The 25,171-nt window shown below is 31.9% G+C and carries 22 protein-coding genes; 4 read left to right on the top strand and 18 right to left on the bottom strand.

What is annotated here, in order from left to right; genetic code table 11:
• The 18 genes from WHA43_RS10485 to WHA43_RS10400 all read right to left on the bottom strand — a co-directional run bounded on the left by WHA43_RS10485 (position 1) and on the right by WHA43_RS10400 (position 19,501).
• Positions 1–558: an MOSC domain-containing protein gene (locus tag WHA43_RS10485; protein WP_105046999.1), complete on the bottom strand. Its 558-nt coding sequence runs from the start codon at positions 556–558 to the stop codon at positions 1–3.
• On the bottom strand, positions 555–1,331 hold the full coding sequence (locus WHA43_RS10480) for an enoyl-CoA hydratase/isomerase family protein (RefSeq protein WP_105046998.1): 777 nt from the start codon (positions 1,329–1,331) through the stop codon (positions 555–557). Before WHA43_RS10480 ends, WHA43_RS10485 begins: the two co-directional genes overlap by 4 nt.
• A 136-nt stretch (positions 1,332–1,467) precedes the next feature.
• On the bottom strand, positions 1,468–4,902 hold the full coding sequence (locus WHA43_RS10475) for a leucine--tRNA ligase (protein WP_105046997.1): 3,435 nt from the start codon (positions 4,900–4,902) through the stop codon (positions 1,468–1,470).
• A 124-nt stretch (positions 4,903–5,026) separates the two neighbouring features.
• On the bottom strand, positions 5,027–5,449 hold the full coding sequence (locus WHA43_RS10470) for a hypothetical protein (RefSeq protein ID WP_105046996.1): 423 nt from the start codon (positions 5,447–5,449) through the stop codon (positions 5,027–5,029).
• A gap of 135 nt (positions 5,450–5,584) precedes the next feature.
• On the bottom strand, positions 5,585–6,466 hold the full coding sequence (gene fabD / locus WHA43_RS10465; protein ID WP_105046995.1) for an ACP S-malonyltransferase: 882 nt from the start codon (positions 6,464–6,466) through the stop codon (positions 5,585–5,587).
• A gap of 213 nt (positions 6,467–6,679) precedes the next feature.
• Positions 6,680–7,564: a sterol desaturase family protein gene (locus WHA43_RS10460; protein WP_105046994.1), complete on the bottom strand. Its 885-nt coding sequence runs from the start codon at positions 7,562–7,564 to the stop codon at positions 6,680–6,682.
• Positions 7,565–7,676: 112 nt separating this feature from the next.
• Positions 7,677–8,507: a purine-nucleoside phosphorylase gene (locus WHA43_RS10455; RefSeq protein WP_105046993.1), complete on the bottom strand. Its 831-nt coding sequence runs from the start codon at positions 8,505–8,507 to the stop codon at positions 7,677–7,679.
• A gap of 2 nt (positions 8,508–8,509) precedes the next feature.
• The gene (locus WHA43_RS10450; protein ID WP_105046992.1) at positions 8,510–9,118 is read right to left on the bottom strand and encodes a TIGR04282 family arsenosugar biosynthesis glycosyltransferase; all 609 of its coding nucleotides are present in this window, start codon (positions 9,116–9,118) and stop codon (positions 8,510–8,512) included.
• Complete coding sequence (locus tag WHA43_RS10445) at positions 9,111–9,608, bottom strand: rhodanese-like domain-containing protein (protein ID WP_105046991.1); 498 nt, start codon at positions 9,606–9,608, stop codon at positions 9,111–9,113. Before WHA43_RS10445 ends, WHA43_RS10450 begins: the two co-directional genes overlap by 8 nt.
• 25 nt (positions 9,609–9,633) lie before the next feature.
• Positions 9,634–10,602 carry an arsenosugar biosynthesis arsenite methyltransferase ArsM gene (arsM, locus tag WHA43_RS10440; RefSeq protein ID WP_105047378.1) on the bottom strand — a complete coding sequence of 323 codons (969 nt, stop codon included), beginning with the start codon at positions 10,600–10,602 and terminating at the stop codon, positions 9,634–9,636.
• A gap of 121 nt (positions 10,603–10,723) precedes the next feature.
• Positions 10,724–11,779 carry an arsenosugar biosynthesis radical SAM (seleno)protein ArsS gene (gene arsS / locus WHA43_RS10435; protein ID WP_105046990.1) on the bottom strand — a complete coding sequence of 352 codons (1,056 nt, stop codon included), beginning with the start codon at positions 11,777–11,779 and terminating at the stop codon, positions 10,724–10,726.
• Between the two features lie 58 nt (positions 11,780–11,837).
• Entirely contained in the window at positions 11,838–12,173 is a 336-nt protein-coding gene (locus tag WHA43_RS10430) for an arsenosugar biosynthesis-associated peroxidase-like protein (RefSeq protein WP_105046989.1), read from the bottom strand.
• Between the two features lie 12 nt (positions 12,174–12,185).
• Entirely contained in the window at positions 12,186–12,896 is a 711-nt protein-coding gene (locus WHA43_RS10425; protein ID WP_105046988.1) for a DUF547 domain-containing protein, read from the bottom strand.
• Positions 12,897–12,949: 53 nt separating this feature from the next.
• Positions 12,950–13,651, bottom strand: a complete 702-nt coding sequence (locus WHA43_RS10420) for a queuosine precursor transporter (RefSeq protein ID WP_105046987.1) — start codon at positions 13,649–13,651, stop codon at positions 12,950–12,952.
• A gap of 101 nt (positions 13,652–13,752) precedes the next feature.
• Complete coding sequence (locus WHA43_RS10415) at positions 13,753–16,587, bottom strand: M16 family metallopeptidase (protein WP_105047377.1); 2,835 nt, start codon at positions 16,585–16,587, stop codon at positions 13,753–13,755.
• Between the two features lie 112 nt (positions 16,588–16,699).
• The gene (locus WHA43_RS10410) at positions 16,700–17,428 is read right to left on the bottom strand and encodes a metallophosphoesterase family protein (protein ID WP_105046986.1); all 729 of its coding nucleotides are present in this window, start codon (positions 17,426–17,428) and stop codon (positions 16,700–16,702) included.
• Positions 17,429–17,587: 159 nt separating this feature from the next.
• A complete protein-coding gene (locus tag WHA43_RS10405; RefSeq protein ID WP_105046985.1) occupies positions 17,588–18,421 on the bottom strand; it encodes a universal stress protein in 834 nt (277 codons plus the stop codon).
• Between the two features lie 81 nt (positions 18,422–18,502).
• Positions 18,503–19,501 carry a glycoside hydrolase family 113 gene (locus WHA43_RS10400; RefSeq protein ID WP_105046984.1) on the bottom strand — a complete coding sequence of 333 codons (999 nt, stop codon included), beginning with the start codon at positions 19,499–19,501 and terminating at the stop codon, positions 18,503–18,505.
• 154 nt (positions 19,502–19,655) lie between these two features.
• Here WHA43_RS10400 and WHA43_RS10395 point away from each other — a divergent pair, with 154 nt between their 5' ends.
• From WHA43_RS10395 to WHA43_RS10380, 4 genes are all read left to right on the top strand, one after another.
• A complete protein-coding gene (locus WHA43_RS10395; protein ID WP_105046983.1) occupies positions 19,656–21,005 on the top strand; it encodes an NAD(P)/FAD-dependent oxidoreductase in 1,350 nt (449 codons plus the stop codon).
• A gap of 3 nt (positions 21,006–21,008) precedes the next feature.
• On the top strand, positions 21,009–22,631 hold the full coding sequence (locus tag WHA43_RS10390) for a 4Fe-4S binding protein (RefSeq protein WP_105046982.1): 1,623 nt from the start codon (positions 21,009–21,011) through the stop codon (positions 22,629–22,631).
• A gap of 205 nt (positions 22,632–22,836) precedes the next feature.
• A complete protein-coding gene (locus WHA43_RS10385; protein WP_105047376.1) occupies positions 22,837–23,529 on the top strand; it encodes a glycosyltransferase family 2 protein in 693 nt (230 codons plus the stop codon).
• Entirely contained in the window at positions 23,529–25,019 is a 1,491-nt protein-coding gene (locus WHA43_RS10380) for a cellulose synthase family protein (RefSeq protein WP_105046981.1), read from the top strand. The genes WHA43_RS10385 and WHA43_RS10380 overlap by 1 nt, the downstream gene beginning before the upstream one ends.
• Positions 25,020–25,171 lie beyond the last annotated feature (152 nt).

Raw genomic sequence — 25,171 nt, 5'->3', positions numbered from 1 at the left:
TTATAAGTCTTTTACTAATTTTTCTTTTTGATACAAATCTGCAATTGTTGGATTTTGTTTGCTTGATTGTAACAAATGAAATTCATCACCTGTTTTTACAAAACCAGTTTGAATTACCTTAAAATACACGCCACAAAAAGTAGTATTCCAAAATTGTTTTACAATTTTCATATCATTGAAACGAACGCCTAATTTATAACATGGATTTCTTTGCAAAGTAGCTTCTAAAATGGCTTCTCCAACTTTAAATGTATCACCAACATGAATGGTAGTTTCGTCCAAATCATCAATTGTAAGATTTTCACCAAACATGCCAAATTGCCAATCCAAATCAGGGAATTTTGGTTTGAAAAAATGATAATGTTTTGCTGAATATGCATACACTGCTTGCAAAATTCCTCCATGCCATTTGGTATCACAAATAGCATCATTGGTAACTTTTTCAGCTTCTAAGAAAATAGGAGTTTGTACTGGAAATTTAAAAATTCCTGTCCTTACTTTTTTTTTCTTGTAAATAATTTCTTTGGGTTCACCCAAATTAGTTGCAATGATTTTCATGATTTATGTTTTAGAAAATTTTGCAAAGCATTTTTTGTAAATTCTGACAACACCAATTCTCCTGTAATTGAGGCTCTTTCTGATAATAATTCATTCCAATGATTGGTGTTTTGCCAAAACACTTTTTTGATTTCCTTTAATGAATCTGGATTGTAAGATGCAAATTTTAAAGCTAATAATTGAACCTCATCATCCAACTCTTTGATAGTTTCAAAAACATTCGCATATAAGCCTTTTTCTTTTGCCCAATAAGCATTTTTCCATGAAGTAGCCTCTAAAGTCATTTCAGATAAAGCTGCCAAACCCATTTTTCTTTCAATTGCTGGCGCAATCACAAATGGTCCAATTCCAATACTAATTTCTGATAATTTAATAGCTGCTTGTTCAGTTGCCAAAGCATAATCACAAGCCGCAATTAAGCCAACTCCACCTCCAACAGTTTTTCCTTGAACACGACCAATAATCAACTTTTCGCAAGTTCGCATAGCATTGATGACATTAGCAAAACCTGAGAAAAATTGTTTTCCTTCTTCCAAATTTTTGATAGCCACTAATTCATCAAAAGATGCACCCGCACAAAAGGCTTTTTCTCCTTCTGATTTTAAAATGATGATGGAAACTTCGTCGTTTTTTGAGAGTAAATTTAGTTCATTTGTCAAGCGCACTAACAATTCGCTTGGAAAAGAATTGCTTGCAGGATGTCCAAATTCTACAGTAGCAATCCTATTTTGAATATGAGTGTATAGACTTCCGTTTTGTCTAGTAGTATTCATTGGAGATTAATTTTACCAAAAATAAGTCTTTATTCTTAAAATTTCAGTCAAAAAAATCCTAAAAGAAATAAAAAACCTGCAAATCCAATTCATTTGAAATTTGCAGGTAAAGGTTATTTTTAGTTCAATTGAAAAATTATCCTACGATATTTACAATTTTACCAGGCACAATAATTACTTTTTTAGGTGATTTACCTTCTAATTGTGCTATTGTTTTTTCGTGATTCAAAACGGCTGTTTCAATTTCTGATACGGATAAATCTAACGAAAGTTCGAGTGTAAAACGCATTTTTCCATTGAAAGAAATGGGATAATTTTTTGTGCTTTCTATCAAGTATTTTTCTTCAAAAACTGGAAATTCAGCTGTTGAAATACTATTTTGATGACCTAATTGATGCCATAATTCTTCAGCAATATGCGGTGCATAAGGTGAAATCAAAATCAATAAAGGCTCTAAAATTGCACGTTTGTTGCATTGCAAAGCTGTCAATTCATTTACGGCAATCATAAAAGTTGATACTGAAGTATTGAACGAAAAATTCTCAATATCTTCTGTTACTTTTTTGATGGTTTTGTGAAGCGTTTTCAATTCTTCTGAAGTTGGATTTTCATCAGAAATCACCAACAAATCTTCTTTATAAAACAGTTTCCACAATTTTTTCAAAAACGAATACACTCCCGAAATTCCTGAAGTTTTCCAAGGTTTTGTTTGTTCTAAAGGACCTAAAAACATTTCGAACAAACGCAACGCATCTGCACCATATTCTTCACAAATATCATCAGGATTTACAACATTGTATTTGGATTTGGACATTTTTTCTACTTCGCGTCCAACAATATACTTATGACCTTTATCACATAATCCATGTTGATTTGAAAGAAAAATTCCATTTCTAAAATCAGGTCTCCACTTTTTAAAACCTTCAACATCTAATTCATTTGAAGAATTTATGAGAGATACATCAATATGAATATTTTGAATATTGTCAAAATCAAAATTAATTGATTGTAAAAATTTGTTTTCCAAACCTAAAACTTCAGTTAAAGAAATTAAAATTTGATTTTTTATTTCTTCAAAACCCGCTTTTGTAATCTTCCTAACCTCGTCATCTATCCAAGTTGAGTTTTCAACTTCAATCATTTTCTTTATCCAAGCATATGTTCCATTAGAAATAAAAACTTCCTTTTTGTCAATTCCTTTATTATAAATACAATCAACAATCAACCTATATGCAAAAGCACTCTCCCCCAAAATCATTCCTTGATTGATGAGTTTTTTCGCAAATTCATCCACAGGAACAAATCCTTTGTCAAATAAGAATTTTTGCCAAAAACGTGCATACAATAAATGTCCTGTTGCATGTTCTGAGCCACCAATATATAAATCAACTTCTTTCCAATAATTTAAGGATTCTTTGCTTACAAATTCATTGGCATTTTTAGAATCCATATAACGATTAAAATACCAAGAACTGCCTGCCCAACCTGGCATAGTATTCAGTTCTAAAGGAAAAACAGTTTCATTATCAATCAACTTATTGCTAACAACTGAACAGTTTTTGGTATCCCAAGCCCAAACTTCAGCATTTCCTAAAGGCGGTTTTCCATCTTCTGTTGGTAAATATTTTTCAACTTCTGGCAAAACAATTGGCAGGTGTTTTTTATCAATCATTTGTGGCATTCCATCTTTGTAATACAAAGGAAAAGGTTCGCCCCAATAACGTTGTCTGCTAAAAACTGCATCTCGCAAACGATAATTGACTTTTCCATAGCCAAATCCATTTTCCTCTAAAGCTTCAATCGCTTTTTGCAAAGCTTTTTTATATGGCAAGCCAGATAAAAAATCGGAATTTGCTATGACAGTTCCTTCTTTATCTGCATGAGCAGCTTCTGAAATATCTACGTTTTCAAAAATATTTGGAATTTCAATTCCGAAATGTTTTGCAAAATCATAATCACGTTGATCACCACAAGGAACAGCCATTACAGCTCCAGTTCCATAACCTGCTAAAACGTAATCGCCAATCCAAATTGGAATTGGTTTTTTGGTAAAAGGATGCTCAGCATACGCACCTGTAAATGCCCCAGAAATGGTTTTTACATCTGCCATTCTATCGCGTTCAGAACGTTTTGCAGTACTTTCAATATAAGCTTCAACTACCGCTTTTTGTTCGGGAGTTGTTATTTGTGAAACTAATTCGTGCTCAGGAGCTAAGGTCATAAAACTAACTCCAAAAATGGTATCAGGTCTAGTTGTGAAAACTTGAATCCTATCCCCCAACCCCTTTCCAAAGGAAAGGGGAGCTTGGTTTAGGTTTACTTTGATGGTTTCTACCACTTGGTCAAGATTACCAATAACCTCCTCATTTGTAAAACGAATTACTTTATAACCCAAATTCTCTAAAATTTGAGTTCTTTCAGCAACTTTTTCCTGTTGAAAATAATGAATTTTTCCGTCAACTTCAACAATTAGTTTTTTTGAAAGACAAACAAAATCAACTATAAATTCATCAATCACATGTTGTTGTCTGAATTTATCATCTAAGCTTTTTCCTTTTAATTGTTGCCATAATATTGCTTCAGCTTGAGTTGGATTTGCTCTCATTTCTTTTGCCTTTTCAAGCAGAAGACTCGCATTATTTCCTCCTGTCAAATACCCTTTTGAAGTGTTCTCTTCCCCTTTGGGGAAGGAAAGGATGGGGAATTCAACCATGGCACCTCGACTTCTTCCAATCCAATTGGTTTGTGAATCTTTTAGAGGTTGAGGCCAATCAATAGTTGTTAATCCATCTAATAAACGCTGTGCATAAGCCGAAATTCGCATAGACCATTGTGTCATTTTTTTGCGAATTACAGGATGCCCTCCACGTTCTGATACGCCATTTACAATTTCATCATTTGCTAAAACTGTTCCTAAAGCTGGACACCAATTTACTTCGGTATCTGACAAGTAAGTCAAACGATATTTCAACAAGATTTCTTGTTGTTTTGTTGATGAAAAATGTTTCCAATCTTCGGATGTAAATTCAGGAATTTCTGAATCACAAACTGCGTTTACATTCCCATTTCCTTCTTTTTCAAAAATTGAAATTAAGGTTGAAATGTCTTCAGCTTTATCTGTATTTTTATTGTACCAAGAATTGAATAATTCGATGAAAATCCATTGTGTCCATTTGTAATACTCAGGATTTGAAGTACGCACTTCTCTGTCCCAATCAAAAGAAAATCCGATTTTATCTAACTGCCTTCTATATGTTTTGATATTTTCTTCGGTAGTTTTTGCAGGATGTTGACCAGTTTGAATTGCATATTGTTCAGCAGGCAAACCAAAAGAATCATAACCTTGTGGATGCAACACATTAAAGCCTTTATGACGTTTAAAACGCGCATAAATGTCAGATGCAATATACCCTAAAGGATGTCCCACATGTAAACCAGCTCCAGAAGGATAAGGAAACATGTCTAACACATAATATTTGGGTAAATGAGAAGAATTACTGGCTTTAAAAGTTTGATTTTTCGCCCAATATTCTTGCCATTTTTTTTCTATTTGTTTGTGATTGTATTGCATCTTTTTTACTTTTAAAAGTTGCAAATTTACGTTTAATCTTTGTAAGCAAAAAGAGTATCTATTTTAAATTAAAAAGGCTTTCAAAAAATAGATTTGAAAGCCTTTTTACTAAATTATTTTTTTATTACAAACATTGTTGGAAATTAGACCCTCGTTTGTATAACGTTTTTACTACTGCTCCGTTTTGAGAAAACTCAACAATCGAATTATTACATGAAAAAGTTAGCTCATAAGAATTGATATTTCCAAAATTATAATCTATAGTTATTAGATTTCCTTCAATAGTAAAATTTAAAGCACCTGGAATTGGATTCTCTTCAAAGACATTATTGGTACCATAATAAGTAAATTGTTTACTATCTTTAAAAGTATGCATTACTCGATCTTCAAATCCTTTTAAAAGCCATTGACTTTCCTCTAATAAGGCAACTTTTTGTTGAATGGTAAGTTCTGAAGAGACAACTTCATTTGAGTCTTCACAGTTTGTAAAAGAAATTACAGTTACTAAAAGTAAGAAAAGTCGAAATTTTTTAAAGAAGTTTTTCATTGTTGTTTGATTTTAGTTAATATTAATTTTTCAGCAAATTAAAGGCTAATCATCTTTTTGATTGCTGAAAAATCTTCTTAAAAGGAAAATATGACCTTAAAAGGGAAAAAATCTACTTTAAATAAGTACTGAATTTTAAAAAATTGCACTACTTGTAACAGCAGCTCTATCAATCTTTTTTACCAAACCTTGCAACACATTTCCAGGACCAACTTCAATAAATTCTGTGGCACCATCAGCAATCATTTGTTGCACAGATTGTGTCCATTTTACTGGCGCAGTCAATTGAATCATTAAATTTTTCTTGATTTCAGCAGGATTTGTAATTGCTGTTGCAGTTACGTTTTGATAAACAGGACAACTTGGTGTGCTAAATTGAGTTGCTTCAATTGCAGCAGCCAATTCTTCTCTTGCTGGCTCCATCATTGGCGAATGAAATGCGCCACCAACTGGCAATAATAATGCTCTTTTTGCACCTTTTGCAGTCAAAGCTGCACACGCTTTTTCAACAGCTGAAGTTTCTCCAGAAATAACCAATTGCCCTGGACAATTGTAATTTGCAGCCACTACAACTCCGTCAATTTCAGCACAGGTTTCTTCAACAATTGTATCCTCTAAACCCAACACTGCAGCCATAGTTGATGGTGCAATTTCACAAGCTTTTTGCATTGCCAAAGCACGTTTTGAAACCAATGTTAATCCGTCTTCAAAAGATAAAACTCCGTTTGCAACCAAAGCAGAAAGTTCTCCTAAAGAATGCCCTGCAACCATTTCTGGTTGAAAAGAATCGCCCAAAACTTTTGCTAAAATTACCGAATGTAAAAAAATAGCAGGTTGTGTTACTTTGGTTTCTTTGAGTTGCTCAGCAGTTCCTTGAAACATGATATCTGTAATGGAAAATCCTAGAATGCTATTGGCTTTTTCAAAATATTCTTTTGCTAACGGAGATTTTTCATATAAATCCAATCCCATTCCTGTAAATTGTGCTCCTTGACCCGGAAAAACGTATGCTTTCATGTAAAATTTGTTAGTATTTGAGTGGCAAAAATAAGGAAATTTATGAGATGTAAGGATTTTTAGCCCTGATGGAAGTGGAAAGCCCGTAAAAGAAAAACAGTAAATTTTTGTTGGCTTTTTTGGGCGACTGAAAGAAGCCACAAAAATGACTTACAAAAATGCTGTTTTTGTTGCGGACTTGAAACGAACAGCAGGAAATTGCTATAAATAAACCTACTTTTTTACAAGCGGATACAATTCTTGTTTGATAAAATCTTTGGGAAATTGTTCATCACCTTCAAAACCCAATTCAATGTCTCTTCCTGAATGTGGAATGTAATTGGTTTTGAAAATATAGTCCCAAATGCTTAATGTGATTCCGAAATTTACACCATTTTTTCTGCCTTCAGGCAATTCTTTGGCATGGTGCCAAATATGCATTTTTGGATTATTGAAAATGTATTTTAGGTAGCCATAATCCAAATTGATATTGGCGTGATTGAGGTGCCCAACTGCAATATTAAAAAAGTGAACGATGGCAACATCTTGCGCTGAAAATCCGCCCATAATTGCCAAAGGAATGTATTTCATTGAATTGTACAACACAGGTTCCATCCAATGATAACGAAGATGTGCAGCAAAACCCATTTGTTTTACAGAGTGATGCACTTTGTGGAAATTCCAAAGAAACTCGTATTTGTGGAGTAAGGTGTGTGTGAACCATTGTACAAAATCGATGACAATAAAAAACACCAACAAACGCGCCCAATATGGAAATGTGTTAATATCAAACAACTGAAAATCAGCAATTGAAAGATTGACAATTGCTAAAATATCATTGAAAAAAAGTGCAGCTGTATTGGAAAGTGCAATCAATACAATGAGATTCAATAAAAAGAAATTGAAAAACATATAAAAAGTATCTAACCAAAAATCTTTGCGAATAATTGGTTGATTTTTGCGCCATGGAAACATAATTTCTAAACCCCAAACCACCAATGAAATCAATATCAAACCATAAAAATAGTTTTCCCAATTGAGTTCCATCAACACTGATTTTTGGATGTAATTCCAATAACCAAAATATGAGTTTTTAATAATGTCTAGGTATTTTTCCATGAAGTTGAAAACACATTTTGTTATTGCAAAAATACGTGATTTTAAAGATTTTGAATTTTAAGAAATGTTAATTTATTAGCAATCAACTAAAAGCAAAATATTTTTTTATTAATTACAAAACCTCAATAACTCCCTTAAATAATTCAATCATTTTTGGTTCAGCTTCGCCAGCAATGGCAATAATTTCGGCAATATTTACAGGTTGTAAATTTTTTGGATCACATTCGTCTGTCAATACTGAAATTGCAGCACAAGGTAAATTCAATTGTTTTGCTACAATCACTTCAGGAACTGTACTCATGCCAACTGCATCTGTTTCTAAAATTTGCAACATTCTGTATTCTGCTCTTGTTTCTAATTGAGGGCCTAAAACACTTGCGTAAATTCCTTCGTGCAATAAAATGTTTTTTTCTTTAGCTATTTTTTTGATTTTTTGATTGATTTCTTTTGAATAGGGCTCTAACATATCTGCAAAAATATTTCCAAAAGTATTGGCTCCTGCAAATGCCAAAGGCGATGTTCCTTGCAAATTGATATGATCTTCAATCAACATCAAATCTCCTTTTTTATAGTTCAGATTAATAGCTCCTGCAGCATTTGAAATTAGCAACTGTTGAATTCCTAAAGCGTGCATGGTTCTGATTCCATAGGTAACTTCCCAAGCATTGTAACCTTCGTACAAATGAAATCTGCCTGACATCACTATCACTTTTTTTCCTGATAAGGTTCCATAAATCAATTTCCCTGAATGAAACTCGACAGTTGCTACCGGAAAATTCGGAATTTCTGAATAGGCAATTTCTTTTTCGATATCAATTTCATGAACTAATTTTCCCAAACCTGTACCTAAAACAATGCCAACTTGAGCCCCGAAGTTTCGGGGTGTAATTCCTGCTTTTGTTAAAAAATCGATGGTTTCTTGTAGTTGATTTTGCTTGTCCATGTTTATATGTCTTTTAAAAAATGCTGAAATGCAGGATGATGTTCAATGTCTTCAAAAACATCTACATCATTCAATTCTTCTAACAAAAATACTTCTTTATCTTTTAAATCGGTCAAAGTATCTTTTCTTACGGATTCAGTTCCCCAATTTTTATTTTGAAAAATAGTTTGATGAAGTTTTTTCATTCCCAACAAATAATAACCTCCATCAATTGCGGGCCCAATTACAACATCATTTTTGTCTAATTGCTGAAAAGCTGTTGAAATTATTTCTGGAGTCAAATCATACAAATCACTTCCAATAATGATGACTTTTTCAAATCCTGATTGAAAAGCTTCTGAAAAAGCATGTTGCATTCTACTGCCTAAATCTGTTCCTTTTTGTATAAATTTTTGAAAAGTTTGTGAATTCCAAAGATCGTTTTCATCTATAAAAAAATCATAATAAACTCTTTTTTCAGCCTGAATTTGTTGTGTAACTTGTTTGGTTTTTTCTAGTAAAAAATAATAGATTTCCAACGCTTTTTCATCACCAATGGTTTTTGCCAAACGTGTTTTTACTTTTCCCAATTCAGGATTTCTAGTAAAAATTAGCAAACAGTTTTTATTCATAAACCTTTACTCCTTTTTGCAACCATTTACTCCAACTTTTGTTGAAAGCGTGAACTTTTTCAGTTTCATTTCCAGTAGCATCAACTACTTGAAAATCCTTGTTTTTCCATTCGAAAATGCCTCCATACAAATTAAACACATTTGTATAACCAGCTTGAATTAATTTATGAGCAATGGTTTCTGAACGAATTCCTAAAGAACAATACACCACAATTTTTTCAGTTTTATCTTTGGGAAGTTTTGCAATGGTTTCTTTCAAATCAAAATTATTATAGCCAACACAAATGGCGTTTTTTAAATGACTAACATTGAATTCACTTTCCTCTCTTGCATCCAAAATAATGGTTTTTTCTTTGGTCGTTTTTAGAGTTTCCACTGAAATATAAGGGACATTTCTGGTGTTCCATTTATTCAATAATTTGTCTAATTTTTCTTGTCCGAAAAAAGAAATTGAACTTATTAAAAGAAAAAGTAGCAAATTATATTTCATTGAAAATCAGACTAAAAACTTTTTTTTAACAACAACCTCCACCATCATAATGAAACGTAGAAGGAGAAATAAAAATATCATTTCTTCCCAAGTTTTGCAATGCATTTGCAGTTTTATCACAAATTGCCAATGGCTGATTTTTCATCAAAACATGTCCTGCATTGTCATCAAAATAAGCTTCATCACCATAATAAATAGCTGCTTTTCCTGTAAAAATGCAAGGTCCATCTTTAGGCATTGGATCTTTGATGGCTGCAACTTCAATAGATTCAATATAAATCAATTCGTTTGTTGGATAGTTTTTGGGGTCTAAAATTCGATACGGTTTTCTAGCCCTGATTTCAATGGTTCCAAAACCAGCATCTGTCAAGGCTTTTACATAATTGGCAATTGACAAACTTCCACTCAAACACAAAGCCCGTAAACGCTCATCATTTCTGAGTTCGTCATTCATTTCTTGCTCGCAAGTTGGATCGCTCATTACCAAACGTCCATGTGGTTTTAGCACTCTGTACATTTCTGAAATGGCTTGTTGTAAATCGTCTTCTTTAAAAATATTGAACAAACAATTTTGTGCAGCCACATCAATCGAATTGTCATCAACTGGTAATTTCATGGCATCTCCTTTTCTTAAATCCACAAAATCCGATTCAAACCAAGGATTCAATTTTTCAGCTTCTGTAAAATTTTTGCGAGAAGCTTCCAACATTTCATCAACCACATCAATTCCAATGACACCATTTTTTTGTCGAGAAAAATAGGCGAATTGTAATAATTCCATTCCTCCTCCAACACCAACATATAATATTTTTGGATTGTTGGTTAAATCTCTTGCGTGCACTGTTGAGCCACATCCATAGTTCATTTCTTGCATGATTCTAGGAATTTTTAATCCTGGTAATTCCCAAATTGGATTTGTAGTGCAACACAAACCAACATCTGGCGTTAATGCTGCTTCTTTATATACATTCTTGGTTGTTTCTAAATAACTCATATTTTTAATTTTTAATACCAACAAGGAGCCCTCATTCTTAGGAAACACCTTGCAGAAAACTTACTTTTTTCATCTTACCCAATTTTCCCCTTTGGGGAAATGTCTGAAAGACAATGGGGATTTACGCTACTACTCCTTGACAACTGCTTCCTGCACCTGCTGTGCATCCAAAACAATGTTGATTGATGACAATATTTCTGTTTTGCAATAATTCCTCGTTATAAGCTGAAATATGCTGCACTTTACTCGCAACTTTCAAATTCAACATTTGATTGAAATCGCAATCGTATAAAAATCCATCCCAACTTACAGAAATGGTATTGGTACACATTACATTCGCAACTGCTGATGGATTAAACGCATCCACCAAAGCTGTCATGTAATCTTCATAATTTTCTGATGCGATTAAATAATCTAAAAATCGACTGATGGGTAAATTGGTAATTGCAAATAAATTATGAAAATTGATGTCAAAATCGGCTTTCAACGCTTTTTTAAAATCTTGCTCTAAGGCTTGTTGATTTCCAGGTAAAAATGCGCCTGAAGGATTGTACACCAAATCTAATTTTAAATCAGAATTTGGCATTCCATAACCAACTTCATTTAACGATTTTAATGCTTCAATGGATTTATCAAAAACACCATCACCTCTTTGTTTATCTGTTTTTCCTTTGGTATAATGAGGCAAAGAAGACACTACATGAACTCCGTGTTTTTTGAAAAAATCGGGCAAATCATGGTATTTTTTATTGGCTTTGATAATTGTCAAATTCGATCGCACAATAAAATCTTTGATACCAGCTTTGGATGCTTCCTCTACAAACCATCTAAAATTTGGATTCATTTCTGGTGCTCCACCTGTTAAATCTAACGTATGAGCACCTGTTTTTTTGATGACTTCCAAACATTGATTCATAGTTTCAATCGTCATGATTTCCTTGCGATCTGGACCTGCATCTACATGACAATGATCACAAACTTGGTTGCACATATAGCCCAAATTGATTTGTAAAATCTCTAATTTTTTAGGACGTAATGGAAACTGATTTGTCTCTTTTATTTTTGTAGCAAAAGTGGGCAATTCTCCATTTGCAAAAATTCCGTTTGATAAAATTTCGAGTTGTCTCTGTGTATTTGCGATGTCGTTATTGCGAGCTTTTAATGATTTTGTAGCCATTTATTTTATTTCGAAATCAGCAAAATGTAGGTTAGAAAACCACTGCTGAATCCTATTTTTAAGAATCTAATTTATTAACAATATTCATCATTTGAACACCATGAACCAAAGTTGCGCCACTTTTAATGGCTGCTCCAACATGCACAGCTTCCATCATTTCTTCTTTGGTAATGCCTTTTTGCAAACTGTCTTTTGTGTAAGCGTCAATACAATACGGACATTGTTCAGTATGAGCAACAGCCAACGCAATTAACGATTTTTCGCGAGCAGAAAGTGCACCATCTTCAAAAACTTTTCCATAATAATCGAAAAATTTCGTTCCTAATTCTTCATTCCATTCTATGATTTTTCCGAATTTTCTCAAATCGGCTGCATCGTAATAATTTTTTGACATCTGTAAATTTTTTTATTGTTTGTTGATATTCCAATCATATTCCAAAAACTGAATAGTAGCATTTGGATTGATTTTGACTTTTGAATACTGATTTAAAAAAGCAATTAACGAACTATTTTTGGTAAAATCAGTTTTAAACCAATCAAAAATAGCAGAGATTTTTACAATATCACTTGAAATATTATTTTTTGACGAATCATTAACAAACTCATGCATCAATCTTTCTAATTCTGTCTCAATATTTTGCTCAGTAAATGCCACATTTGATAGTTTCGGACACGAAATGGATGCGCAATTTACACCTACATGAATTCTTGGGTCATCAAATTTTTTTCGTAAAATTTCGTGTTCTAAAAAATCTAAAGTCATTGTTTTTCCTCCAATTTTCACAAATGGAATTTTCCAAACTGATTGATTATTTTGTTTGATTTCAGTAATACTTTTTAAAGGATAATATTCTAAAATCAATGCAATTGTAAACGCATTGTATGCATTGATATAAAACGCTTTTTGTTGATTTGCAGACCAAGAATTATCAAGAGAAGTCTTTTCTAAATAGTTAAGATATTGCTTTAGTTTTGGCAATTCCTTTTTAAAAGCTACATAATCAACCAAACCATCCTCAGAAACATATTTTTGCAATAATTCATTGAAAATGTTTGCTTGTGCAACCATTTGAAAATCAATAAAAAAAACCAAAAAAATCAGTAAAAAATGCTTCATATATGAATTTAAACTCTTTTTATAGACGTAATAATATTTCTAAAATTACACCATCAGTCTAAAATTTCTTCGTTTAATTTTAAATTGAAGCGTTTTCTAAAAGCATATACAAAGAGGTATAAGAATGGCGTATCTAAAATGGCAATAATAATTTTAAATACCACTCCACTAATCATCAATCCCCAAAATTTATCCCAATTGATAATTCCGAATGAACATAACAAAATCAAAACAGTAGCTGTATCAATAAATTGCGATGAAAATGTTGAAAAATTATTTCGCAACCACAGGTGTTTTCCTTGCGTAAAATTTTTCCAAAAATGATAAACTCTAATATCGATAAACTGTGCAAATAAATATGCCATCATTGATGCTAAAACCGCCAAAGGCGCTGCACCAAAAACATTGATAAAAGTACTGTTGTTGACTTGCGACCAAGAAGTAGCAGGCACTTCTTTAGAAACATAAATGATCAAAAGTGAGAAAAAAGAAGCGAAAATTCCGGCAATAACCACTTCATTTGCTTTACGTTTTCCATAGATTTCTGATAAAATATCCGTAATTAAAAACGTCAATGGATAAGGCAACAAACCTACTGAAACTTCAAAAAGTTTTACGCCATAAACTTCCATTTGGAAAGGATACCAATAAAAGAATTTTTGAAAAATTAAGTTTGATGTAACTAATGATGCTATAAAAAGTGCGGCTAAAATCAGATAGATTCTATTGGCTAAAAGTTTGTCTTTTTGATTCATGAAACGAAATTAGTGAATTTTCTTTTTGTTTCAACATTACTTGAAAATATTAAACAGAAAATCCCACTTTTTGAGTGGGATTTTATTTTTTAAAATTTTAATCAATTTTTAATTTTTTCAGACGTTTTATTCAACAAAATAGGTTCGCCAAAACCTAATTCTTTCATGCGTTCCAATTGTGTAGCTGCATCACCCACAATCAACCAAATCATTTTATTTGGATTTACATATTGATTTGCCAATGCTGCAATGCGTTCTTTGGTCATGTTTTTCACCACTTTTTCACGGTCTTTTACATAATCTGGTTTCCATCCAAAGTCGCTGATGTTTGATAACATATTCAGTTTTGCGCCTGCTGTTTCAAAAGCACGAGCGTTACTTTTAATCAAGAAACTTTTGGTGGTTTCTAAATCTGTATCCGAAAAAGTTGTTGGATATTCTTCTAAGATTTTTTTAATCAATTGCGCAGATTCCAAGGTTACATTACTTCTTACTCCACTTGAAATTGTAAAAGGTCCTACTGCTTTTGTACCTGAAAAATTAGAACGAATTCCATACGTATAGCCTTTTCCTTCACGCAATTCTTGCGTTAATCTTGAGGCAAAACCACCTCCACCAAGAATGTAATTCATCACACTTGCAGGATAAAAATCTGCATCAGTTGCTGCCAAAGCAGGTGCTCCAAATTGTAAAACAGATTGTTTAGCATTCGGAATGTCATAAAAATACACCATTGGTTTTGTGGGCATTTTTGGCGTTTCATTCACAGGAATTAGTACTTCTTTGGATGTCCAATCGTCATTCAAATTAGCTAATGAAGTCAACACTTTCTCTTTGGAAATATCTCCAACAACCAACATTTTGGCAACTGAAGGTGACATGTTTTTATTGTAAAATTCTTTTACATCCTCTATTGTAATAGCTTGAACTGATGCAATCGTACCAAGGGTATTTTTAGAACGAATGTTGTCTTTTCCATAAATCAACTCGTTGTAAACATTCGCAGCAACCGAATTTGGATTCGCTTCTTGCTGACGTAAATTGGCAATAGTGGCTTTTTTAAGTAACTCAAATTCAGTTTCATCAAATCTTGGTTGCAATAACATTTCTTTAACCAAAGCAATGGTTTTATCATAATTTTTAGTCAATGTTGTTCCGCTAATAGTAATATTTTCTGTATCAGATCTTACTGAAATATTCGCTCCCAAATCTTGAATTTCTTCCTCTAACTGGGCTACTGTTTTATTTTTTGTGCCCTTATTTAAAAGATTGGCTGTTAAATTTGCCAATCCTAATTTGTCCATAGATTCTAATAATTGTCCTCCATCAATCGTTAAATTAAAACGCACTAAAGGCACTTCATCATTTTCAATTCCGAAGATTTGTAAGCCATTTTGCAAACTATCTTGATAAACTTCTGGTACTGTCAATTCTAACGAATTTCCATAAGGAGGTTCTACACTTCTATTAATTTTTGAAGGAGTTTTTGGATATTCAGCAACGATTTTTGGATCGAAATTTTCTTCAGCACCAATCACAATTTTTTCTTCAACAACATCTGCCAAAATAGAGTTTGAAAGCGCTAAATCAGCACTGTTTTTCGGTACAAAACTAGTAGCAATATAATTTTTATTTTTGATGTATTTGTTATACACATTCATCACATCTTCTTTGGTCACAGCCAAGGTGTTTTTGATATCCTGAGTTACAAAACCTGGATTTCCTGTGTAGGTATTGTAAGAAGCCAATCTTGTTCCTTTACCTAAAACACTAGACAAACTGCTATAAAAATTAGTTTCTTGAGCCGCTTTAATTCTGTTTAAATCTTTATCTGAAATACCTTCCGCTTCAAATTTAGCAAAGGCTTTTTCAATGCCATTTTTTACAGCATCTAGTTTTACACCATTAAAAGCTCTCACAATTACTTGTGTTTGACCTGCTAATTCTGAAATGTAATTGTACATGGTTGTATTAGATGTTAGCTTTAAATCATCAACCAACACTTGATTCATTGGGGCTGATTTTCCGCTGGTTAAATATTCAGCCAAAACTTCTAACGCATACGAATCTGGATGATACAATTCTACAGTTGGCCAAACCATTGTTAATTGTGGCACTCTTGCAAAATTATCTTCATAATACAAGAATTTTGTTTCAGGAACAGTTCCTGGTCTTTTATCTAAAGCCGGAATTTCATTTCCTTTCGGAATTTCATCAAAATATTTATAAACCCATTTTGTAGCTTGCTCAATATCAATATCTCCAGACAAAACCAAAGTTGCATTGTTTGGTACATACCATTTTTTGAAAAACGTTTTTACGTCATCTAAAGTTGCATTTTGCAAATCTTCTAAAGAACCAATTACTTCCCAATTATAAGGATGATTTTTTGGATATAAATTTTTGCCAATTACATATTGATTGTGCCCATAAGGACGATTGTCATAACTTTGTCTTTTTTCATTTTTCACAACCTGCTTTTCTTTCGCCAAAACAGGATCAGTAACAGTATTGATGAACCAACCCAATTTATCAGCTTCTGCCCAAATCATTTTTTCTAGAGCATCTTTTGGAACGGTTTGCAAGTAATTTGTTCTATCTCTTGAAGTTGAGCCATTGGCTCCTGAACCTCCAATTCTGGCAGTCATTTTATCCAAACCACCTTTTCCTAAATTTTCAGATTCTAAAAATAATAAGTGTTCAAACAAATGCGCAAAACCAGTTCTGCCTTCTACTTCTCTTGCTGAACCAACATGTACCATCAATTCAACTGCTACAACAGGATCTGATTTGTCCACATGAAAAATGACGTCTAAGCCATTATCCAAAGTTATTTTTTTATAATTGATGCTTAAATCTGAGGATTTATCAATAGAGGAAGATTTACAGTTTATCAAACTGCTAATTGCTAAAAGTGCTACAAGAAATTTTTTCATTTGATGTTGTTTTTTGAGGGAATAAAGATACATTAAAAGTGACAGAGTTTCAAAGTTGCAAAGAAGCAGAGTTATTGAGAAAGAAATTGTTTTTCAGAAATTTTGGTTAAACTTATTTATTTCTTCCTTTTTCATTAGGATATAAAAAAGGCAAATTTTCACTTTGAAAAATTGCTTTGGTGTCAACGTTAATGGCAGTAATTTTCCCTTTAAATGCAGCTCCTGTATCAATATTCCATAAATTGAAAAAATTCATAGGTAAAGGCTCATTATAATTTGTAGTTGGTGTGTGACCAATAAAAATTTCATGATACAACTGCAATCTTTTTGGAAAAAACGGAGAGGTTTTTTCAAGGTTTTTATCCATGGCTAAAATCATTTCCCACAAAGAACGATCTGTGTTAAAAATGCCTTCATGCAACTCTCTTTGAACACCATATAAAGACGTAAAACCTGCATGAATAAACAATCGGTTCTGATTATCAATATAATACAAAGGCATTTTTTCAAAAAACTGAAGATGTTGAATGCGTTCATTCCTAGAAAAACCTTCATAACTATCCATTGTTTCTTTACCTCCATGCAAATACCAAGACGCATTTACAGTGCCATTTTTTAGCCAATCTTCGCACCAAACATCATGATTTCCTTTTATGAAAATGCAGTTTATTTTTTGAGACAATTGCATCAAAAAATCGATTACTTGCGCTGATTCACTCCAACCATCTACATAATCTCCCATAAAAATGAGGGTATCTTTTTCAGTAATTTCTAGTTGATTGAGTACTTGTAGTAAGGCTTTTAAACCTCCATGAATATCTCCTATTGCAAAAGTTCGCATTCGTTTTTGTGTTTTTACAAAACTACTTTTTTTTGAAAAAAATTGAGCAATTTTAACTTTAAAAAACGAACATCCAATTCATAAAAAAAGGGAATCAAACATTTGAATGATTCCCCTTCACAATAATCTTTCTCGTTTCTTATGAGAAATACAATGAAATTATATTTTAAATGAAATAATGGGTAAAGTAGCATGATTTGTAACATCTTCTGCTACACTTCCTTCAATAAAATGAGCCAAACCTTTTCTTCCATGCGTAATTACAGCAATTAAATCTGCTCCAACAGAATTAGAAAAATCTAAAATACCTTGCATAATTGTTCTTGCACAAACAAAATGAACGTTGATTTTTCTATCAGTATTTCCTTCTAAATTCATCAAAAAATTATCTGCCAAAGTATCCATTTCTGGAGTTGTTTTAAACGAATCGAAAGGTGCGTTTACGTACACAATATGTTTTCTAGCATTCATTGGCTCTAAAGTTTTTAATAATTTTTGAAATGCAGGAATACTTTCTTCAGAAAAATCAGTTGCCACAACAATATCCGTAAAATCAATATTTGTCATTTCATTTTTGATGACTAAAACAGGCACAGATGCATGTCTGATTACTTTTTGAGTGTTTGATCCTACAAAAAATTCTTTAAATCCACTTGCTCCATGAGAACCCATTACAATCAAATCAGCATTCATTTCATCAGCAACAGCATCAACTTCTTTGAACACTTTATAATGTTTGATAATTGGAATCACTTTTACATTTTTCAAAAAATCCTTTTTCAAAAAATCATGAAATCTTTTTTCTGCCAATTTCAAGAAAAAAGCTGTTTTTTCGTGCAAATACACTTCACTTTCAGATAAAGACATTTCTTGCATATCCAACATGTGTAAGGCATAAATGGTTGCGTCATTTTTTTCTGCTAATAAAGCAGCTGTTTTGAGTGCATATGATGAATGATCTGAAAAATCTACTGGAACAATAATTTTCTTCATGATGTTTAGTTTTTGATATTTACACAAAAATAACTGCTTTACCTCATCAAAAACAGAACATTTATCATGTTTTTGAAATAATTAATTGGCGTAATTTTTTTTGAGAATTTTTTCTGCTGGTTTATTTTGAGGCGTAAATCTGTTATTATTTTCACCTCCAACTTTTTCGTGATTGTGAAACCATTTCCAAACAAAACCTCCAGCAAACCAATCTTCTTTCCAAAACTGATTATGAATCGCTTGCAGACCATTTGCTTGAGCTTGTAAATTGACATTTCCCTCAACATCATCAACAATCCAAGGTTGTTTTGCATTGAAATGGACACTTCTGTATCCATATTCTGTAAACAAAATAGGCTTTTGAAATTTTTCCTGAATTTGTTGAATTTCTATTTTATGCGTTTTCCAACCATTTTCGAAATCGGCAACTGTGGGAGTTTGTTTTTCTGATAATGGAAAATACGCATCTACCCCAATAAAATCTAATTGATGCCAAAAAGTGAGTTTTTTATACTCATCCCAATTGGCAGCATAAGTTATTTTGCCTTTATAAACTGCTCTGATTTTTTTGATTAGCTGTTGCCAAAACTGAGGTCTATTCACTACAAATTTTTCCAATTCAGTGCCAATACAAAAAATATCAGCATTTATTTTTGCAGCTGATTTTGCATATGTTAGTATAAAATCGGTATAAGAATCTTCTAAAATTTTCCAATTTTCTTCAGAAGTCATTTCAATTAAACCTGTAAATTGACCTCTCCAAACCCAAATTTGAGGTTTCACCATTACTCTAAGTTGCTTTTTTTGAAACGATTTTGCGTATTGTAAAAGTCCATTTTCAGTCTCGCCAAACCATTGTCTTTGACTATTAAAAGTTATTGTTGGAGAAGCTAAATCACGAATAAATCCAAATGGCATTAAGGCAACATAATTGCTATTCACATCAATAACTGGCTGAATATGTGTTTGATTGATAGCATCTCTGGAAGCTACAAAACTAACTCCATTGATTTTTTTATGTTGGCAACTTGCAAAAAAATGAAAACATAAAAGTGTTCCTAAAAAAAGAATTTTTCTCATAATGTCCACTAAAGTACATTTTAAATCTTACATCTGATTCTATTCATTTTGTTAAAAATAAAATCGAATTTTCTATTTAAAATAATTCTAAATTGAGTTACGCAATTAAGTTCTTATCTTTCGTTTCGACAGAATTGACATCAACCAACAAACTATGGAACACATTGTTATTATTGGAAATGGCATTGCAGGTGTAACTGCAGCAAGACATATCAGAAAAAAATCTGACAAAAAAATCACCATTATTTCAGCAGAACATCCGTATTTTTTTTCAAGAACAGCCTTGATGTATGTGTATATGGGTCATTTAAAATTTGAACATACACAGCCTTACGAAAATTGGTTTTGGAAAAAAAATAAGATTGATTTACATCAAGGATTTGTAACCAATATTGATACTGATAAAAAAGAGCTTATCCTTTCAGATGAAACTACCATTTCTTATGACAAATTAATTATTGCAACTGGTTCAAAACCTAATAAATTCGGATGGAAAGGTGAAGATTTACCAGGAGTTATGGGATTGTATCACAAACAAGATTTAGAAAATTTAGAAAAATTTGCGCCAAATAATGAGGTTTGTAAAAGAGCTGTAATTGTTGGTGGTGGTTTGATTGGCATTGAATTGGCTGAAATGTTGCGAAGCAGAAAAATTCCAGTGACTTTTTTAGTGCGTGAAAACAGTTTTTGGAATGGAGTTTTGCCTGCTCAAGAATCTGAAATGATCAACAAACATATTTTAGAACATCATATTGATTTGCGTTTAAACACCAATTTAAAAGAGATTATTGCTGATGAAAATGGTCGTGTAAAATCAGTTATTATTGATGAAACTGGTGAAGAAATTCCCTGCAATATTGTGGGTTTGACTGCAGGAGTTTCCCCAAATATCGATTTTTTAAAAAATACCAATATCGCTTGTAATAAAGGGGTTTTAGTAAATCGATTTTTAGAAACAAACATTCCTGATATTTATGCAATTGGCGATTGTGCAGAACAACAAATGGCTATTGGAAATCGCCGAAATATTGAAGCAGTTTGGTACACAGGAAGAATGATGGGCGAAACTGTTGCGCAATCAATTTGCGGTAAAAAAACAGAATATAAACCCGGAAATTGGTTCAATTCTGCCAAATTTTTGGATATTGAATATCAAACCTATGGCTGGGTTTTTAGTGAAAAAAATAAAAGTGACAATGAAGTGCATTTTCAATGGCAACATGCTTCAGAAAACAAATGCATTACGATTTCTTTTGATAAAAATTCACATGAATTTTTAGGCATCAATACTTTTGGAATTCGTATGCGTCATGAAATTTTTGATAGATGGCTTTCTGAAAAAAAATCGGTAGCATTTGTATTGGAATTTTTAGCAGACGCCAATTTTGATCCTGAGTTTTACAATGTACATGAAGCCGAAATTGTAGCAAAATTCAATCAAGAAATGGGCACAAACATTCAATTGAAAAAGAAAAGTTGGAAACGAATTTTTAGCAAAGTATAACAGATGAAATTTATAAAATACCTAGGATTAACGCTCTTTTTGATTGGATTCGGAATTTTTAACAGCGCTATTTTTTTTGGAAATTTTCAAGTTTCTCAGCAAGAATTGGAAGCCTATATTTCTGAAAAAGGATACAAAAGCGAGTATTTAAAAAAAGCACTTTCTGATGCTATTGTAACTGACGAGCAACTTTCTATTTTCGAGTTTTCATCAAGAGTTAGAACTGCTTTTGAAACTTCGAACAATTATCATAACAAACTGATATCTAAATACGATTCTGAGAAAAATTGGGATAAAAAAAACGAACAGTTTCAATACACCGTTTTTGGAAAACCTCATTCTTTAAGTTATAATTTGGCAAAAAAAGTCGGTAAAGGCTTTTTAAAAAATCAACCCAATTTAGCTTGGTGGTTGACTTTTGGTTTGGGAATTTTTGGTGCATTATTATTCATCCTTCCAAATGTCATTTTATTGGGAAAACCAGGCATTAAAAATGATGGAATTTATTTAGAATCTGCAACAAATAGAGGTTGGATAGCTTGGTTAGTTCTTGTTTACTTAGTTACTTTTTACTTATTACTCTATTTCATGCCTGATTATGTGGTGAATTGGACCTTTATTTTTGATCCTATTAGCAACTTTTTAAATGGCGGAAATGCGAGTCAATGGTTTGTGTATGGATTTTTGTATTGCGTCATTATGATTGTAATGGGCATCAGAATGTATATCAAATATCGTCATAACAAATACCAAATTGTTAGAACAACATCTGTCTTATTTTTTCAAATTGTATTTGCTTTTTTGATTCCTGAAATCATGACAAGTTTAAACATGCCTGGCTACGATTTTAAAAGTGCTTTTCCTTTAGATTATGATTTTTTCTTTGAATGGAACATCAAAAGTTTACAAAGTAGTGGCGCAATTGGCGTATTTATCTTGGTTTGGGGAATCATTTTAACACTCATTATTGTTCCTGTAATGGTCTACTTTTTTGGAAAACGTTGGTATTGTTCGTGGGTTTGTGGTTGTGGAGGATTAGCAGAAACCTTAGGAGATCCTTACAGACAACATTCTGACAAAAGTTTAAATGCTTGGAAATTAGAAAGATGGCTTATTCACTCAGTGTTACTTTTCTCGTTATTGATGACAGTGGTTACTTTATATTGTTATTTTTCAGGAACTTCATCTTTTATCGGAATCAAATCTCAATGGATAAAAGACGCATATAGTTTTTTAATTGGAGCTTGGTTTGCTGGAGTTATTGGAACTGGATTTTATCCCATTTTTGGTAACAGAGTTTGGTGCAGATTTGGCTGTCCTTTAGCAGCATATTTAGGATTTGTGCAACGTTTCAAATCGAGATTTAGAATCACGACAAATGGTGGGCAATGCATTTCATGCGGTAATTGTTCAACCTATTGTGAACAAGGAATTGATGTGAGAGCTTACGCCCAAAAAGGAGAAAATATTGTTCGCTCAAGTTGTGTTGGTTGCGGAATTTGTAGTGCGGTTTGCCCAAGGGGAGTTTTAAAATTAGAAAATGGCCCTGAAAAAGGAAGAATCAATCCAACTGAAATTTTGTTAGGTAATGATGTTGATTTAATTAAATTACTTAATAATCAATAAGATATTAAGTATCCATCACTTTTCTTTAAAATATTATATTCTAATTTTTAACCAAAAAAATTGTTAAAAAAAGAAAATATAATAGTTAATATTTTGATAAAAATATTTATACTTTTACATCCTAAATTAAAGTAGGATAAAATAACTCTTTGACTGATTTTATTTTTTTAAAATAGGTCGATTTTGATTGAACGAAAACGCTAAAATGAAGTCCTTAATCAAAGTAATAATTCCTGCTTTTAATGAAGAAAAATCTATTGCGAATGTCATTAATGATATCCCAAAAATTGTTGATGAAGTTATAGTAATAGATAATAACTCAACAGATGAAACAGCAAAAAATGCAAAAAATGCTGGAGCAACTGTTTTAAGAGAAGTTAAAAAAGGGTATGGTTTTGCTTGTTTAAAAGGATTAGATTATATTGCAAATCAAACAATCAAACCAACAATAGTTGTTTTTTTAGATGGTGATTATTCAGATTATCCAGAACAATTAACAACAATTGTACAACCAATTATTGAAGAAAATATTGATTTTGTAATTGGTGCCCGTGTGAAAGAATTGCGCGAGCCAGGCGCAATGACACCTCAACAAATCTTTGGAAATTGGTTAGCAACAAATTTAATGAAGGTATTTTTTGGGGCAAAATTTACAGATTTAGGCCCTTTTAGAGCCATAAAATATGAAAAATTAATAGCATTAAAAATGACCGATACAACGTATGGTTGGACAGTTGAAATGCAATTAAAAGTATTGAAACAACAAATGAGTTACTTAGAAATACCTGTAAAATACAGAAACAGAATTGGAACTTCAAAAGTTTCAGGAACTGTAAAAGGTAGTATATTTGCAGGAGTAAAAATTCTAAGTTGGATTTTTAAATATAGTTTTAAATAATGTTTATAGAGTCTTTAATTATCACTATTTATACAATTAGCTTGTTGCTTATTTTTATGTATGCACTTGCGCAATTAAACTTACTTTTTAATTATTTAAAGTATCGAGACAAACCAGATAATTCTCCAAAGTTCGACTTTAATAATCCTGATGAAATTCCATATGTAACTATACAATTACCTGTTTATAACGAATTGTATGTAATGGAGCGTTTGTTAGAAAACATTGCAAAAATTGATTATCCAAAAGATAAATTAGAAATTCAGGTTTTAGATGATTCTACTGATGAATCTGTAGAAACTACAGCCAAACATGTAAAAATTATTCAAGATTTAGGAATTGATATTCAGCATATTAGAAGAGAAAATAGACAAGGTTTTAAAGCAGGTGCTTTAAAAGAAGGTTTAAAAACGGCTAAAGGAGAATTCATAGCAATTTTTGATGCTGATTTTTTACCAAAAGAAGACTGGTTAAAACAAACTATTCCTTATTTTAAAGATCCACAAATTGGTGTTGTTCAAACAAAGTGGAGTCACATCAATAGAAATTATTCTACTTTAACAAAAATTCAGGCATTTGCTTTAGATGCTCATTTTACCCTAGAACAAGTTGGAAGAAATAGTAAAGGACATTTCATCAATTTTAATGGTACTGCAGGTGTTTGGAGAAAAGAATGTATTTATGATGCTGGAAACTGGGAAGGTGATACTTTGACAGAAGATTTAGATTTAAGCTACAGAGCCCAATTTAAAAATTGGAAATTCAAATATTTAGAAAAAGTAGAAACTCCTGCTGAACTTCCAGTGGTAATTAGCGCTGCAAGATCTCAACAATTCAGATGGAATAAAGGTGGTGCAGAGAATTTCCAAAAAATGATTAAAAGCATTCTACGAAATAAAAACACCTCATTCAAAACTAAAGTTCATAGCGTATTGCATTTGCTAAATAGTTCTATGTTTACTTTTATTTTCTTAGTTTCTATATTGAGCGTTCCAATGCTTTACATTAAAAACGAGTACGCGCACTTAAAACCTTATTTTTATGTAATGAGCTTTTTTGTGGTAAGTTCACTCATCTTTTTTGTGTGTTATTGGCACATGTACAAAAATACTTATGGTGGTGGTTTTAAAAATTTCATCATATATATTGGAGCCTTTTTTACATTTTTCTCAATTGCAATGGGATTTTCATTACACAATACAATCGCAGTTTTAGAGGGTCATATTGGTAAGAAAAGTGAATTTGTTAGAACGCCAAAATTCAATATTATTACTCTAAAAGACGGTTGGAAAAACAATAAATACATCAAAAAAAGACCTTCATTTTATGTGATTTTAGAAGGATTATTAGCACTTTATTTTGTTTTTGGAATGTATAGTGCTTTTATTGTAGGTGATCAAGGTGGAGATTTTGGACTTTTCCCTTTCCATTTGATGTTGTTTATTGGATACTTTTACGTGTTTTTTAAATCTATTTTTTCAAAAGCATAGTGGCTTTTTTCAACAAACATAAGATTGAGTTTGTTGTAATTGTAAGTATTTTAAACTACGTTTATGTTGCTTATTTTTTAGAAAGAACCTCTTTTGAAAAGCTACTTTTTTGCTGGATTTTTCTCTTTGGATGTTTTTATTTTTTAGTAAAA

The sequence above is a fragment of the Polaribacter gangjinensis genome (genome assembly GCF_038024125.1).
In the GTDB taxonomy this organism is placed as follows: domain Bacteria; phylum Bacteroidota; class Bacteroidia; order Flavobacteriales; family Flavobacteriaceae; genus Polaribacter; species Polaribacter gangjinensis.
The sequence above is the reverse complement of the archived record's forward strand: the minus strand, read 5'-3'. Positions and strand labels throughout refer to the sequence as shown.

What these genes read in the sequence shown, in the direction of transcription:
- WHA43_RS10485 (WP_105046999.1), bottom strand. Translation starts at nt 558, where the DNA reads ATGAAAATCATTGCAACTAATTTGGGTGAACCCAAAGAAATTATTTAC.
- WHA43_RS10480 (WP_105046998.1), bottom strand. Translation starts at nt 1,331, where the DNA reads ATGAATACTACTAGACAAAACGGAAGTCTATACACTCATATTCAAAAT.
- WHA43_RS10475 (WP_105046997.1), bottom strand. Translation starts at nt 4,902, where the DNA reads ATGCAATACAATCACAAACAAATAGAAAAAAAATGGCAAGAATATTGG.
- WHA43_RS10470 (WP_105046996.1), bottom strand. Translation starts at nt 5,449, where the DNA reads ATGAAAAACTTCTTTAAAAAATTTCGACTTTTCTTACTTTTAGTAACT.
- fabD (WP_105046995.1), bottom strand. Translation starts at nt 6,466, where the DNA reads ATGAAAGCATACGTTTTTCCGGGTCAAGGAGCACAATTTACAGGAATG.
- WHA43_RS10460 (WP_105046994.1), bottom strand. Translation starts at nt 7,564, where the DNA reads ATGGAAAAATACCTAGACATTATTAAAAACTCATATTTTGGTTATTGG.
- WHA43_RS10455 (WP_105046993.1), bottom strand. Translation starts at nt 8,507, where the DNA reads ATGGACAAGCAAAATCAACTACAAGAAACCATCGATTTTTTAACAAAA.
- WHA43_RS10450 (WP_105046992.1), bottom strand. Translation starts at nt 9,118, where the DNA reads ATGAATAAAAACTGTTTGCTAATTTTTACTAGAAATCCTGAATTGGGA.
- WHA43_RS10445 (WP_105046991.1), bottom strand. Translation starts at nt 9,608, where the DNA reads ATGAAATATAATTTGCTACTTTTTCTTTTAATAAGTTCAATTTCTTTT.
- arsM (WP_105047378.1), bottom strand. Translation starts at nt 10,602, where the DNA reads ATGAGTTATTTAGAAACAACCAAGAATGTATATAAAGAAGCAGCATTA.
- arsS (WP_105046990.1), bottom strand. Translation starts at nt 11,779, where the DNA reads ATGGCTACAAAATCATTAAAAGCTCGCAATAACGACATCGCAAATACA.
- WHA43_RS10430 (WP_105046989.1), bottom strand. Translation starts at nt 12,173, where the DNA reads ATGTCAAAAAATTATTACGATGCAGCCGATTTGAGAAAATTCGGAAAA.
- WHA43_RS10425 (WP_105046988.1), bottom strand. Translation starts at nt 12,896, where the DNA reads ATGAAGCATTTTTTACTGATTTTTTTGGTTTTTTTTATTGATTTTCAA.
- WHA43_RS10420 (WP_105046987.1), bottom strand. Translation starts at nt 13,651, where the DNA reads ATGAATCAAAAAGACAAACTTTTAGCCAATAGAATCTATCTGATTTTA.
- WHA43_RS10415 (WP_105047377.1), bottom strand. Translation starts at nt 16,587, where the DNA reads ATGAAAAAATTTCTTGTAGCACTTTTAGCAATTAGCAGTTTGATAAAC.
- WHA43_RS10410 (WP_105046986.1), bottom strand. Translation starts at nt 17,428, where the DNA reads ATGCGAACTTTTGCAATAGGAGATATTCATGGAGGTTTAAAAGCCTTA.
- WHA43_RS10405 (WP_105046985.1), bottom strand. Translation starts at nt 18,421, where the DNA reads ATGAAGAAAATTATTGTTCCAGTAGATTTTTCAGATCATTCATCATAT.
- WHA43_RS10400 (WP_105046984.1), bottom strand. Translation starts at nt 19,501, where the DNA reads ATGAGAAAAATTCTTTTTTTAGGAACACTTTTATGTTTTCATTTTTTT.
- WHA43_RS10395 (WP_105046983.1), top strand. Translation starts at nt 19,656, where the DNA reads ATGGAACACATTGTTATTATTGGAAATGGCATTGCAGGTGTAACTGCA.
- WHA43_RS10390 (WP_105046982.1), top strand. Translation starts at nt 21,009, where the DNA reads ATGAAATTTATAAAATACCTAGGATTAACGCTCTTTTTGATTGGATTC.
- WHA43_RS10385 (WP_105047376.1), top strand. Translation starts at nt 22,837, where the DNA reads ATGAAGTCCTTAATCAAAGTAATAATTCCTGCTTTTAATGAAGAAAAA.
- WHA43_RS10380 (WP_105046981.1), top strand. Translation starts at nt 23,529, where the DNA reads ATGTTTATAGAGTCTTTAATTATCACTATTTATACAATTAGCTTGTTG.